This window comes from Actinomadura spongiicola (assembly GCF_003432485.1).
In the GTDB taxonomy this organism is placed as follows: Bacteria; Actinomycetota; Actinomycetes; order Streptosporangiales; family Streptosporangiaceae; genus Spirillospora; species Spirillospora spongiicola.
Window position 1 is genome coordinate 55965 of record NZ_QVNQ01000003.1, and the last position, 12420, is coordinate 68384.

General features: G+C 67.9%; 11 protein-coding genes and 1 pseudogene. 4 read left to right on the forward strand and 8 right to left on the reverse strand.

All coding sequences use genetic code 11. The features are described from left to right. Nucleotides 1-39 precede the first annotated feature (39 nt). Genes D0T12_RS08980 through D0T12_RS08990 form a run of 3 tightly spaced genes read right to left on the reverse strand, consistent with a single transcriptional unit; the run spans nucleotide 40 to nucleotide 4825 of the window. Entirely contained in the window at nucleotides 40-636 is a 597-nt protein-coding gene (locus D0T12_RS08980) for an HD domain-containing protein (RefSeq protein WP_117399054.1), read from the reverse strand. Nucleotides 637-645: 9 nt separating this feature from the next. Next, nucleotides 646-1722 (reverse strand): wHTH domain-containing protein, encoded by a 1077-nt coding sequence (locus D0T12_RS34825; RefSeq protein WP_147339454.1) that lies wholly within the window; start codon nucleotides 1720-1722, stop codon nucleotides 646-648. Further along, a complete protein-coding gene (locus tag D0T12_RS08990) occupies nucleotides 1661-4825 on the reverse strand; it encodes an HD domain-containing protein (RefSeq protein WP_147339456.1) in 3165 nt (1054 codons plus the stop codon). Before D0T12_RS08990 ends, D0T12_RS34825 begins: the two co-directional genes overlap by 62 nt. A 145-nt stretch (nucleotides 4826-4970) precedes the next feature. On the opposite strand from D0T12_RS08990, the gene D0T12_RS08995 reads away from it, so the two are divergent. Both D0T12_RS08995 and D0T12_RS09000 read left to right on the forward strand, forming a co-directional pair. Next, on the forward strand, nucleotides 4971-5156 hold the full coding sequence (locus D0T12_RS08995; RefSeq protein ID WP_117399057.1) for a hypothetical protein: 186 nt from the start codon (nucleotides 4971-4973) through the stop codon (nucleotides 5154-5156). Then, nucleotides 5153-5947: an SDR family oxidoreductase gene (locus tag D0T12_RS09000; RefSeq protein ID WP_117399058.1), complete on the forward strand. Its 795-nt coding sequence runs from the start codon at nucleotides 5153-5155 to the stop codon at nucleotides 5945-5947. The genes D0T12_RS08995 and D0T12_RS09000 overlap by 4 nt, the downstream gene beginning before the upstream one ends. A gap of 44 nt (nucleotides 5948-5991) precedes the next feature. Here D0T12_RS09000 and D0T12_RS09005 read toward each other — a convergent pair whose 3' ends face one another. The 4 genes and pseudogenes from D0T12_RS09005 to gndA all read right to left on the reverse strand — a co-directional run bounded on the left by D0T12_RS09005 (nucleotide 5992) and on the right by gndA (nucleotide 8532). Then, on the reverse strand, nucleotides 5992-6189 hold the full coding sequence (locus D0T12_RS09005) for a DUF397 domain-containing protein (RefSeq protein WP_117399059.1): 198 nt from the start codon (nucleotides 6187-6189) through the stop codon (nucleotides 5992-5994). Continuing rightward, nucleotides 6186-6652 (reverse strand): annotated as a pseudogene (locus D0T12_RS37365) (Scr1 family TA system antitoxin-like transcriptional regulator). The gene D0T12_RS09005 and the pseudogene D0T12_RS37365 overlap by 4 nt, the downstream one beginning before the upstream one ends. Then, complete coding sequence (locus D0T12_RS09010; RefSeq protein WP_117399060.1) at nucleotides 6601-6921, reverse strand: helix-turn-helix transcriptional regulator; 321 nt, start codon at nucleotides 6919-6921, stop codon at nucleotides 6601-6603. The pseudogene D0T12_RS37365 and the gene D0T12_RS09010 overlap by 52 nt, the downstream one beginning before the upstream one ends. Nucleotides 6922-7110: 189 nt before the next feature. Beyond that, a complete protein-coding gene (gene gndA / locus D0T12_RS09015) occupies nucleotides 7111-8532 on the reverse strand; it encodes an NADP-dependent phosphogluconate dehydrogenase (protein WP_117399061.1) in 1422 nt (473 codons plus the stop codon). 117 nt (nucleotides 8533-8649) lie between these two features. Between gndA and D0T12_RS09020 the strand changes: the two genes are divergently transcribed. Both D0T12_RS09020 and D0T12_RS09025 read left to right on the forward strand, forming a co-directional pair. Beyond that, nucleotides 8650-9420 carry an HAD family hydrolase gene (locus D0T12_RS09020; RefSeq protein ID WP_407642057.1) on the forward strand — a complete coding sequence of 257 codons (771 nt, stop codon included), beginning with the start codon at nucleotides 8650-8652 and terminating at the stop codon, nucleotides 9418-9420. Then, nucleotides 9417-11816 (forward strand): glycoside hydrolase family 65 protein, encoded by a 2400-nt coding sequence (locus D0T12_RS09025; RefSeq protein ID WP_199487386.1) that lies wholly within the window; start codon nucleotides 9417-9419, stop codon nucleotides 11814-11816. The genes D0T12_RS09020 and D0T12_RS09025 overlap by 4 nt, the downstream gene beginning before the upstream one ends. Nucleotides 11817-11847: 31 nt before the next feature. On the opposite strand, the gene soxR is transcribed toward D0T12_RS09025, so the two are convergent. Further along, on the reverse strand, nucleotides 11848-12387 hold the full coding sequence (gene soxR / locus D0T12_RS09030) for a redox-sensitive transcriptional activator SoxR (protein WP_117399711.1): 540 nt from the start codon (nucleotides 12385-12387) through the stop codon (nucleotides 11848-11850). Nucleotides 12388-12420 lie beyond the last annotated feature (33 nt).

Here is a 12420-nt window from a genome sequence, read left to right on the forward strand (position 1 = left end):
GGTTCTGCGGGAAGAACGCACACCGGCGCACACCAGACGTCACGCGATGGCGTGCCCGTGGTCGCCCGCGAGCGACACGAGATCGGGCTCCCCGAACTGCTCGCGCATCGCGGTGAACGCCGCGACTTTGCCTCCCCCGAACCGCCGCACATGGACGGCATAGGAGTCGGCGGCGACGAACGTGGGCGGATCGGTCTTGCTGTGAAACTTGTCGGCGTACATGACGAGCCGCTCCTCGCCGGTTTCGGCCACATAGTCGCCAGCAGGCAACGGAAGCCGCTGCCGCTCGATGTCGTCCCGGGTCAGGCCCACGCCGGTGTGGCGGGAACAGAACCTGCAGATCTCTTCGGGGAAGCCCTCCGCCCGAAGAATCTCGTGCCCCAGAACCCCATGCCGGATGTAGCTCTTCTGGTCGAGTTCCCCGGTGACGTCGTACAGCCGGTAGACGCCGATGTCGTGCAGCAAACACCCGGCCCGGACGAGATCCTTGTCCACGTCGAGCCCGGCCCCGTCCATGATCTGCTCGGCGATCTCACAAACGATCACACAATGCGTCCAAACAAGCTCGAACGCCCCAGGACTCGGCGCATACCTCTCATGCAACGCCCGGATCTCATCGTCCCCTGGAACCCACACCCGGCAAGCCTACGGCGCAGACATCCACGGCACTCTCCGCAGTGCCGCCGCGATGCTTTCGTCCACGTCCGGAACCTCCAACCCCAACCATCGCAACCGCTCGGCCACCTGCCGCAACCCCATCCTCAGCTTCCCTGTCACCCAGAGCAGATGGAACAGCGGTACAGGTTCGTCCACGTCAAGCCACACATCCGGGCCGTTCCGGCGGTGACGCATCAGCACAAGATCCATCGGATTCGCCGCGTCGTCGATATCGCCAGGCGGCAGAGTCATCCCGCACTCGGCCAACCACTCGGCAGCCGCTCGCGGGCTTATCCCCAGTTCAACGGATGCCCTGATCAGGTGGAACCTGGGGACGGGACGGTCCGGTCGGAGCCGCCTTCCCCGTGGAAAGAAGTCCTTGGAAAGCAACCGAAGCCTCGGTTTGTCGATCTCCTTTGGAAACGGTCCGTCCTGAACCTTCAAACCGTATGCGCTGAGGCGCGCTGCCCCATGGGCGGGCTCGACTCCCGCATGGCTACTCGCGGTAAGCAATTCTGGCAGCGTAATACTTGCTCTATAAGAGAACCAGGGTGGAAGGCCATCACCGTCTTGACTGAGCAGCTTCATATCCACGGCGAGAACACGATCGGGCAATTGCTCGGGAACCGTGATGCCGTATGCCGCCAGCCGGGCGGCGACTTGCTGCACAGGCAGGCCCAAGGCGAGTGACGCGCGAACAAGATGAGCAGGAGAAGGAGGAAGACCAGGGTCGAATTCGTCTTTTTCGAAGTAGTCGAGCTTCCAGTCGAAAAACTGATAGTCGTCTTCCGACGGCTGTGCGGGCAACGCGAGTGTTTCGACTCGAAAGCCGAACTCCCGCAACCTTTCACAGACATCACCAGTCGATATTCCCAACTCCCGGGCCGCTCTGACCACGTGACTGCTCGGCAGTGACAGCGGCCTGCTGTTGATCGGTTCATCTGCTTCCGCGTTCCAACACAGCAGACGCAGGTCTTGGGACGAAAGTGGTCCCGTCGGCAGGTCACGGGAAAAAAAGCCTGTGACCGTAATCCTCAAGCCGCGCCGCCAACTCTCGCATCCCATGGCCGAACTGAAGGGCCACGGCGACCAGATGCCCGACGGGAACGACGTCGACCGTGTTCAGCCACTTGGGCCTGCCGTCGCGTCGTTCGCTGAGCAGGGCGAGGTCGACCTCGGACACTGCGGTCTCGGGGAATCGTTCTGGCTCGATCTCATCAATCCCCAGGCTGGTGGCCCGCCTGGCGACCTGACGGGGCGTGGCTCCGGTGAGATACGCATTCCAGAGCACATGCCCTGGACTGGTGCCGATTTCCCCTGGCGTCCAACTCCAGTCATTTGGGTTCGGATGGCGGTCCGGCTGGAGGTGAACTTCGTTGAACCCTAGGAGAATCGAGTCGGACGGCAACGCGCGCAGTACCCTCCGGCTATCGATTTGGGTCTCCTCGGTAAGCCGCCACTGCTTCCCGTGGGCCGCGAGTCGCCATAGCAGCACATGGTCGGCCACATAAGTTCCGAAGTCGGACGACCAATAGCTGGGGGCCTCGTCCAACGACCGCTGTTCACCTTCGTCGCCGTCGAGAATGAGATGGGAGTCTTGCAGGAAACATCCGTGGCGAGGGATGTCCAACGTGCTCATTCTCGTCCGGAAGACCCGGCCGGTCTCGGCGGCGGCTTCGCTGATGAGGTCGCCGAGCCTGGGACTGGCTTCCGTGACGTTGCTCAGCCAGCGCACATCAAGCAGTTTCTTCCCCGTGGTCAAAAGCTCGTCCACCGCCGACCGCAGCAGTCGTTCGACGTCGTCCGCGACGTCGGAAAGGACTTTCCTCCGGTCCACTGAGAGCCGTTCGGGTGCACGTTCGCCGGTGAGGTTGACGACCACACCGTGCAGGGTTCCGTCCCTTAGCCCGGCGAAGACTCCGCGCCGAACGCTCGGCCGAACGTAGATGCCGTCGACGAGCAGACCTCCCCCTTGCTCACACCAGATCACCTGACCACCGTCGTCGTCTTTCCATGGCACGAGTTCGCCGTGCGCGTCGAGCCCGTCGGTCTCCCAGGATGGGCGGGAGCGAGGGCGCAATTCGCCGGGCTTCCAGATTTCCCGTTGGGAACCGTGCTCGGCGATGGTCGCGAACTCGGCGATCCCGAGGAGGCGGCGCAGTTCCTCGACACAGGACGGAGCGGTCTCGTTCTCCCGCAGGTAGAGCTTCACCGTGGTGCCGGAAGAACGGTCGGTGGGGAGGTGCTCGATGCGGAACAGGTGGCCTGGGCCGAAGATCGAGACCTTCAGCGTCGGATGGGGACGGTGGCCGCGGTCGAAGGGGCGGGTGACGACCTCTATCTCGTCGGCGATCATGAAGTAGCTGAGGACGCCGATACCGAAGCGGCTGTTGGCATGGAACGGGACGGGCGGGTCGGCGCTCTTCCAGTCGGCCGACTCGACCAGGAATTCGGTGGTGTCGGTGAAGCGGGTGCCTGCCTGGGAGAAGACGTCGGTGAGGACGGCCTCGGTCATTCCGATTCCGTTGTCGCGGCATTCGAGGTAGGGGCGGCCGTCCGCGTCCACGCCCTGGGTGAACTGGATACGGCCTTCCCAGCCGTCCAGCCAGTCGCCTTGGCTGCGATAGGCGTGGCGGGCGCGACGGTACCGGCAGGCGTCGAGCGCGTTCTGGTACAGCTCGCGAATGGCCAGGCCACGGTCCTGGTAGAGCTGCTCCCCCATCAGCAGTTCCTGGACGCGCCGCTCGTCCAACCGGAATCGGCTGACACGTTGGAAGAGGAGACGCCCGTCATCGTCGGTGCCCGGCCTGACGTCGTCGGCGGACGCGCGGGCGGGTAGTCCCGTGAGCCCCTGCATCGTGGAGTGGTCCCCGCAGCTCTGCCTGACCGTGTGCAGCAGGGCGTCGACCTGGCTCGCGTATTGGCGCAGCCCTTCGAGTTCGGCGGCGTGGTGGCAGTCCGCGCGTAGGACGAGACAGTCCGTTTGGAGCACCCATTTCGCTCGGCTCATCGCGGTTCTCCGCAACTCACCCAGGTCGACGGGATGGGGAATGCCCAGATGGCGGACGACGATGTCCGGAAGCCGGACGAGATCAAGCGTGAGGGCGTAGGTGACGGTGAGCACCTGCCCGATCAACAGTTCCCTGACGCGCTGTTCGTAGGGCTCACCCACGAACAGGACCGTCTCGAACTGCGGGGCGTTCTTCCGGTCGGTGTCCCCCAGTTCGGAGAGGTCTCGGCGCAGAGCGGCGAGGAAGCGCTGGACGGTCTTCGCGTCCAGTACCTCGTCCCGCAGGCGGTCGTCAGCGATCTCCGTCTCATTCAGCATGTCACGGACGGCAGGCAGGGCATATGCCTGCGGATAGCGGGCCGCCCAGCGGTGGAACAACCACCAGCCGATCTCCGTGCCTGCGGAGTCGCGGTCGGGGAGAGTGCGGGCACGTGCGCGATCCACCAGCTCCCGCTGTCCGCCGAGGAAGGTCTCGTACTCGCGGCGCGCCCCGTAACCGCCGTTGGAGCCGAGGTCGAGCGGGCGGATGCCGCGGTGCGTGGCGAGCGTTCTGGCCATGTGCGTGTGGTGCAGGAGCGGGACGAGCACGAGCAGAGCCGCCTCGGCCGGAGAAAGATCGCACAGGGACTCCGCGAACCGGGTGCGCAGGAGCCAGTCCGTTCGCTTGCTGAAGCGGGCGGCCAGTTCCGTGTCCAGCCAGGGGTCGTCGGCCAGGGCCGCCTCACTCTCGCCGCTCAGAACGCCCAGGCGCCCGGCGAGGCCGATGCTCGCGTCCCTGAAGGCGGAGGCGTCGCGCTGCGGGTCGACCAGCGTCCACGCGATGTGCCCGGAGATGTGCTCGGCCCACGGGTGCGGGGACGCGGCGGCCACCTTGGCGGGCGGCACCTGCTCGAAGAGCCGTAGGGCAGCGCGCGCATCGTCCTCTCCCCCACCGAGGGCGCGGACGAGGGCGGCGAGTTGACGGTCGTCGACCGGACGCCTCCGTCCACGGAGGATGTCGTTGACGCGGGACGGCGACGAGAGGTTCATCGCGGCGCCGATGTCGCGGAGGCTCTTTCGGCCGTTGTCTTGGTGGACGGTGTCCAGGAGTTCCAACAATCGCTGGTACGGGCCACCCTCCGGCCAGGCCGTGCGATCGATCCGATGTCCGCCCGTCACGTACGCCTCCCAACGCCGTCCGAAACGTATCTACACGCTCCCGTAGACGGCAGACCACCCGAACCGCACAACGGCCGATTAGGGACGCACCGTTCGGCAACAACCTGCTGGACGGAACAGCCACTGATCGCAAGGGGGCACAGCCATGGGCAAGAAGGACGAGGCGAACGATCGGGGCCCCGGGGCCAGTTCGGGGCTGGAGGACCAGCCGCACGAGCGGGTCGTCCCGGGTACCGAGAGCGCGGAGGAGGGCTACGAGTCCGACGCCGAAAGCGGCACGCGTGAGGGCGACCCGACCGCCGGGGTCGAGCGCGCTCCCGACGAGTCGTGACCTACGACCGGATCGCCATCATCACGGGCGCCGATTCCGGTATCGGCAAGGCGACGGCCGTCGCCCTGGCCCGGAAGGGGTTCGACGTCGGGATCACCTACCGGTCGGACCGTGAAGGGGCCGAGGGGACGGCACGGGAGGTCGAGGCGGAGGGACGGCGCGCCGCCGTCCGGCAGCACGACCTGACAGATCCCGAACGGGCGGCCGGGGCCGTTGACGAACTGGCCGACGAACTGGGCGGCCTCGGCGTCCTCGTCAACAACGCCGGAACGGGAAGCATGCGCCACCTCCTCGACATGGACTTCGAGGAGTGGCGGGAGGTCATTTCCGTCGATCTCGACGGCGCGTTCCTGTGCTCGCAGCGAGCCGCCCGCCGGATGGTGCGGAGAGGCGAGGGCGGCCGCATCGTCAACGTGACCAGCGTCCACGAGGAGTATCCCCGCATCGGCGCCGGACCGTATTGCGCCGCCAAAGGCGGGTTGAAGATGCTGGCGAGAACCCTGGCGTTGGAGCTGTCCGAGCACGGGATCACCGTGAACACCGTCGCGCCGGGCGAGATCGCGACGCCGATGACCGGGCAGCATGACGAACCGCCGAGGCCGGACAGCCGGGCCGGGTATCCGCTGGCCCGGCCCGGCCACGCCCGCGAGGTCGCGGACGCGATCGCGTTCCTCGCCGCCCCAGAAGCGGCCTACATCACAGGCTCGTCCCTGTTCGTGGACGGCGGCCTCGTCCTCATGGGCCCGCAGGCAGCCGGAGCCCTCACGTCCGCAGACTGGCGCCAGGGGTGAGGACCGCCGCCGTCTTCACTCACCTCGCGGCAGGCGTGAGCCGATCAGTTGCCCAGCGGCGACCGAAGACAGTGAAGAAGAGCCGCCCACTCGTCCCGAGTCAACGCCAAGATCGGCCCGGCGCCCTGAGCCTTGGTATCGCGGACACCGATCATGCCATCCGCCGAGCGTCCCACCTCAACGCAGGATTCGCCGGGATCGCTGTGACGTGACTTACGCCATTGAGCGTACTTCTTGGTCATACAGGGGGCCCTATCTTGTCAGTTAGCCTCTTCGCGGTCTCGGTCAGTAGCGCCAGGCTGTCCTCGGGGGCAAGCGCTGCCTGAGCGAGACCCTCATACCTCTGTCTATAACGTTTCACCTCGCGGCGCTCGGTGTGAACCAAGTCCGTGGTGTGCGTCGCGATGACAGCCATTGGCGGGTCTGCGAGTCCGGGAACGTGAACAGGGAGAACGTCACCTTCGGGAGAAGCGCGTCGGCAATATACGCGTCCACAGGAAGTATCCGCACAGCCAGCCTGGGCTCTGCGGCGACCAGATCGGCTATATGGGTCAGCTGAGCAGCCACGATCGATGGCGCCACGTTGAGGCGACGAGTGATCACCTCATCGATGATGAACTCGTAGGTCGGGCCGTCCGGGCGTAGGACCGTCTTCAGGCGCCGAATTCGAGGTCGGCGTAGAGCCGTTGGCGGGGTCCCATGGATTGTCTATAGCGGTCCCACCAGCCCTTGACCGCGGCCTCGTGGGCGAGGCGTATGATTCTCTCCCACTCCTCACCTGTGACGCCGAGGATGTCGAGTATCGACATGACGACGGCGACGTCGGGGCGACCGGCGGCTGTTTCGAGACGGCTGATCTTCGTACGTGAGTAGTAGAGGCGTTTGGCGAGGTCCTCGGTGAGGATGCCGTGCTCCTCGCGGAGCGCTCGCAGCTCGGTGGCGAGTTTTAGGCGGCGTACGTACGGGCTGACCATGGCGAACCCCCGGGGAGCAGGAACGTAATCGTCTCACTACCCTATGTACACGAGATGTGCTTCTCACGCGGGGAAATCAGTGGATCGCCAGGCCGAACATGGCCATGAATTCTTTCGAACACTAAACAAATGGTGTTAATGGGCCGAATGCCCTCGCGTCTGTGGGGACGCGAGGGCTGCGCCAGCGGGTCAGGAGGTGATTTCGGTGCGGTCGGCGCCCCAGAGGGTGTGGTAGGTGCCTTCGCGGTCTACGCGGCGGTAGGTGTGGGCGCCGAAGTAGTCGCGTTGGCCCTGGGTGAGGGCGGCGGGGAGGCGCTTGGCCCGGAGTGAGTCGTAGTAGGCGAGGGCGGTGGAGAAGCCGGGGGCCGGGATGCCCAGTTTCGCGGCCGTGGCGACCACCTCGCGCCAGGCGTCCTGGGCGTCGCCGACCGCTTCGGTGAAGTGGGGGTCGGTGAGGAGGGTGGGGGTCCGCGGGTCGGCCTCGTAGGCGGCGCGGATGCGGTCGAGGAAGCGGGCGCGGATGATGCAGCCGCCGCGCCAGATGGTGGCCATCGCGCCGAGGTCGACGTTCCAGCCGTATTCGGCACTGCCCGCCTGGATCTCGTGGAAGCCCTGCGCGTAGGCGACGATCTTGGACGCGTACAGGGCCTTCTCGACGGCGTCGGGGAGGGTGGACGCGGCGGCACCGCGGGACGGGCCCGGGAGACCCTGGGCGGCTTCACGGAGGGCGGCGTGGCCGGAGACGGAGCGGGCGAAGACGGCCTCGGCGATGCCGCCCACGGGGACGCCGAGGTCGAGGGCGGTCTGAACGGTCCAGCGGCCGGTGCCCTTCTGCTCGGCCTGGTCGAGGACGACGTCCACGAACGGGCGGCCGGTCGCGGCGTCGGTGTGCGCGAGGACCTCGGCGGTGATCTCGATGAGGTAGGACTCCAGGCGGCCGGTGTTCCAGGTGCGGAAGACCTCGGCGATCTCGGCGGGCTCCAGGCCCGCGCCATGGCGGAGCAGATCGTAGGATTCGGCGATCAACTGCATATCGGCGTATTCAATGCCGTTGTGCACCATTTTTACGAAATGTCCAGCGCCGTCGGGGCCGACATGGGCGCAGCATGGGGTTCCGTCGACCTTGGCGGAAATGTCTTCCAAGAGGGGGCCGAGCGCGGCATAGGATTCGGCGGAGCCGCCCGGCATGATGCTCGGGCCGTGCAGCGCGCCCTCCTCGCCGCCGGAGATGCCGGTGCCGACGAAGTGGACGCCGCGTTCGCGCAGGGCGGACTCGCGGCGGCGGGTGTCGGCGAAGTTGGCGTTGCCGCCGTCGACGATCATGTCGCCGGGCTCCAGGAGCGGCGCGAACTCGTCGATGACCGCGTCGGTCGGGTCGCCCGCCTTCACCATGATGACCAGGCGACGGGGGCGTTCCAGGGAGGCCACGAAACGCTCGGCGGTCTCGGCCGGAAGGAAGGTACCCTCGTGGCCGAACTCGTCCACGAGGGACTTGGTGCGGGCGGGGCTACGGTTGTGCACGGCGACGGAATGTCCGTGCCGGGCCAGGTTACGGGCCAGGTTGCGGCCCATCACCGCGAGTCCGGTGACGCCGATACGTGCCGTTTCCATTGGCTCGCTCCTTCTCATATGCCACCCTGATCAAGGGGTTGTACGCGGAATCCCGATCCCTCGTTCGAGCGTCGGCTTTCGCCTGCCCGCGCGTGGGCGTTGGGAATCTCTTCAACGGTGACATTCTTTCAGGGGGTGCGGATGCTGGGACTGCCGGACGAGGCGGCAGCGTGTCTCTTCGATCTCGACGGGGTGCTGACCAGGACGGCGGCGGTGCACGCCGCGGCCTGGAAGGAGATGTTCGACGGCTACCTCCGCGAGCGGGCGGAACGGTCCGGTGAGCCCTTCACCGAGTTCGACGTGGTGAAGGACTACGGCCGGTACGTCGACGGGAAGAAGCGCGAGGACGGGACGCGTTCCTTCCTCGAGTCGCGCGGCGTCGAGCTCCCCGAGGGCGCGCCGGACGATCCGCCGGAGCGCGAGACGATCCGCGGCCTCGGCAACCGCAAGAACGCGCTGGTCCTCAAGTTCATCGAGGAGAAGGGCGTCGAGACGTTCGACGGCTCGATCGACTACGTGCGCGCCGCGCGGGAAGCGGGGTTGAAGACGGCGGTCGTGTCGTCGAGCGCCAACACCGTCCAGGTGCTGCGGACGGTCGGCATCACCGACCTGTTCGACGCGCGGGTCGACGGCGTGATCGCGGCCGAGCGGCGGCTGCCGGGCAAGCCCGCGCCCGACATGTTCCTCGAAGGGGCGCGGGAGTTGGGCGTCCCGGCGGAGCGGGCGGTGGTGTTCGAGGACGCCATCGCGGGCGTCCAGGCCGGGCGGGCCGGTGGGTTCGCCTACGTGGTCGGCGTCAACCGGGTCGACGGCGCCCATGCCGCGGCCCTCGCCGAGCACGCCGACATCGTGGTCTCCGACCTGTCCGAACTGCTGGAGGTGAAGTGACCGAGCATGAGGGGCTGAGCGGGGCCGACCGGCCTGTGTTCACGGTGGAGCCCTGGTGCGTGCGCGAGCCGGAACTACGGCTCGACCGGCTGGCTCAGACCGAGTCGGTGTTCGCGCTGTCCAACGGCCATGTGGGGATGCGCGGCAACCTCGACGAGGGAGAACCTCACGGGCTGCCGGGCACCTATCTGAACTCGTTCTACGAGCAGCGTCCGCTGCCGCACGCCGAGACGGCGTACGGGTATCCGGAGTCGGGCCAGACGGTGATCAACGTCACCAACGGCAAGGTGATCCGGCTGCTGGTCGACGACGAGCCGCTCGACGTGCGGTACGGCCGCGTCCTGCACCATGAGCGGGTCCTGGACATGCGGGCGGGAACGCTCACCCGGCAGGTGGAGTGGACGTCCCCGGCCGACAAGACGATCAAGGTGACGTCGGTCCGGATGGTGTCGCTGACACAGCGGGCCGTGGCGGCGATCTGCTACGAGGTCGAACCGGTGGACGGGGCGGTCCGGGTGGTCGCGCAGTCGGAGCTGGTGGCCAACGAGGCGTTGCCGGGCGGCGGGAAGGACCCGCGGGCGTCGGCGATCCTGGAGAGCCCCCTCGTCAGCGAGGAGCACGTCGCCAACGGCACGAAGGTCCTGCTGCTGCACCGGACGCGGCGCAGCGGGCTGCGGATGGCGGCGGGCATGTCCCACGACATCAAGGGCCCGAAGTCGATGGCGATCGACACCGAGAGCTCCAACGACGTCGGCCGGTTGACGGTCGCGACGCGCCTGGAGCCGGGGCAGAAGCTGCGCATCGTCAAGTACATCGCGTACGGGTGGTCGAGTCGGCGGTCGCGTCCGGCGCTGCACGACCAGGTGGTCGGGGCGCTGGCGGGCGCGCGGCAGACCGGCTGGGACGGGCTGCTCGACGAGCAGCGCGCGTACCTGGACGAGTTCTGGGAGGGCGCGGACGTCGAGGTCGAAGGCGACGCGGAGATCCAGCAGGCCGTCCGGTTCGGGCTGTTCCACGTCATGCAGGCGGGGGCGCGCGCCGAACGGCGCATGATCCCGGCGAAGGGGCTGACGGGCCCCGGCTACGACGGTCACACGTTCTGGGACACCGAGACGTTCGTCATGCCGGTCCTGACCTACACCTCGCCGGGCGCGGCGGCGGACGCGCTGGCGTGGCGGCACATGACGCTGCCGCTGGCGATCGAGCGCGCCACTCAGCTCGGTCTGGAGGGCGCCGCGTTCCCGTGGCGGACGATCCGCGGCCACGAGTGCTCCGGGTACTGGCCCGCCGGGACGGCCGCGTTCCACATCAACGCCGACATCGCCGACGCCGTCGTCCGATATGTCGACGCGACGCGGGACGAACAGTTCGAGCGGGAGATCGGCCTGGACCTGGTGGTGCAGACCGCCCGGCTGTGGCGGAGCCTCGGCCACCACGACGTCGGCGGCGTGTTCCGCATCGACGGCGTCACCGGCCCCGACGAGTACAGCGCGATCGTGGACAACAACGTCTACACCAACCTCATGGCGCGCCGTAATCTCCAGGAGGCCGCGGAGATGGCGATGCGCCACCCGGACGTGGCGGACCGGCTGGGCGTGGACGCCGAGGAGGCCGCGTCGTGGCGGGACGCGGCGGCGGCGATGCTGATCCCCTACGACGACCGGCTCGGGGTCCACCCGCAGAGCGAGGGGTTCACCAACCACGCCCGCTGGGACTTCGCGGCCACCAAACCCGACCACTATCCGCTGCTGCTGAACTTCCCGTACTTCGACCTGTACCGCAAGCAGGTCGTCAAGCAGGCCGACCTGGTGCTGGCGCTGCATCTGTGCGGTGAGGCGTTCACCGAGGAGCAGAAGGCCCGCGACTTCGCCTACTACGAGGGTCTGACCGTCCGGGACTCCTCGCTGTCGGCGCAGACGCAGGCGGTGGTGGCGGCGGAGGTCGGGCAGCTGGAGCTGGCGCACGACTATCTCGGCGAGACCGCGCTGATGGACCTGCACGACCTGAACCGCAACACCCGCGACGGGCTGCACATCGCGTCGATGGCGGGGGCGTGGAGCGGGCTCGTCGCCGGGTTCGGCGGGATGCGGGCGGGCGGCGGTGAGCTGCGGTTCGCGCCGCGGCTGCCGGGCGGCATCAGCCGGTTGGCGTTCCGGATGCGGTACCGGGGCACGCTGATCAAGGTGAACGTGACGGCGGAGGCCGCCTCGTACGAGCTGCTGGACGGCCCCGGAATCAAACTGTGGCATCACGGTGAGCCGTTCACGCTCGGGGACGAGCCGATCGAGCTGCCGATCGAGCCGATCCCGGTGCGTCCGGCGCCCGCGCAGCCGTCCGGACGGGAGCCGATGCCGCGCCGCATCGACCCCCACGGACGGGACCTGCGCCGCCGCTGACGGGATCGGCGGACCGGTGCGGCCGACGGGTTCAGTCGGCCGTGCAGGAGGCGGCCCGGCAGGGATTCGGCGCGTTCCGTTCGTTCGGTGTTCCACCGGACGGGCGGGACGCGCCGCGCCGGGCGAGGAGCCGACGCGGCCCGGGCCCCTCGTCGCCAAGCCGGTCGTAGGGGTTGGCGAGGGCACATTTGTGGATGGACAGGCAGCCGCAGCCGATGCAGTCGGTGAGGTCGTCGCGGAGCCGTTCGAGCTGACGGATCCGCTCGTCGAGGCCGCCGCGCCACATCTCCGACAGCCGCGCCCAGTCCTCCACGGTGGGGGTGCGTTCCTCCGGGAGGGTGGCGAGGGCGTCGCGGATCTCGCTGAGCGGGATGCCGACGCGCTGCGAGACCCTGATGAACGACACCCGGCGGAGCGTGTCGCGGGTGAAGCGCCGCTGGTTGCCCGCCGTGCGGCGGCTGTGGATCAGTCCCTTGGACTCGTAGAAGTGCAGCGCCGAGACGGCCACGCCGCTCCGCTCGGCGAGCTGTCCGACGGTCAGTTCATGCAACCGGTGCTCAAGCCGCGTCATGAACCGCATCCTATGCGACCTCAACCGAGGTCG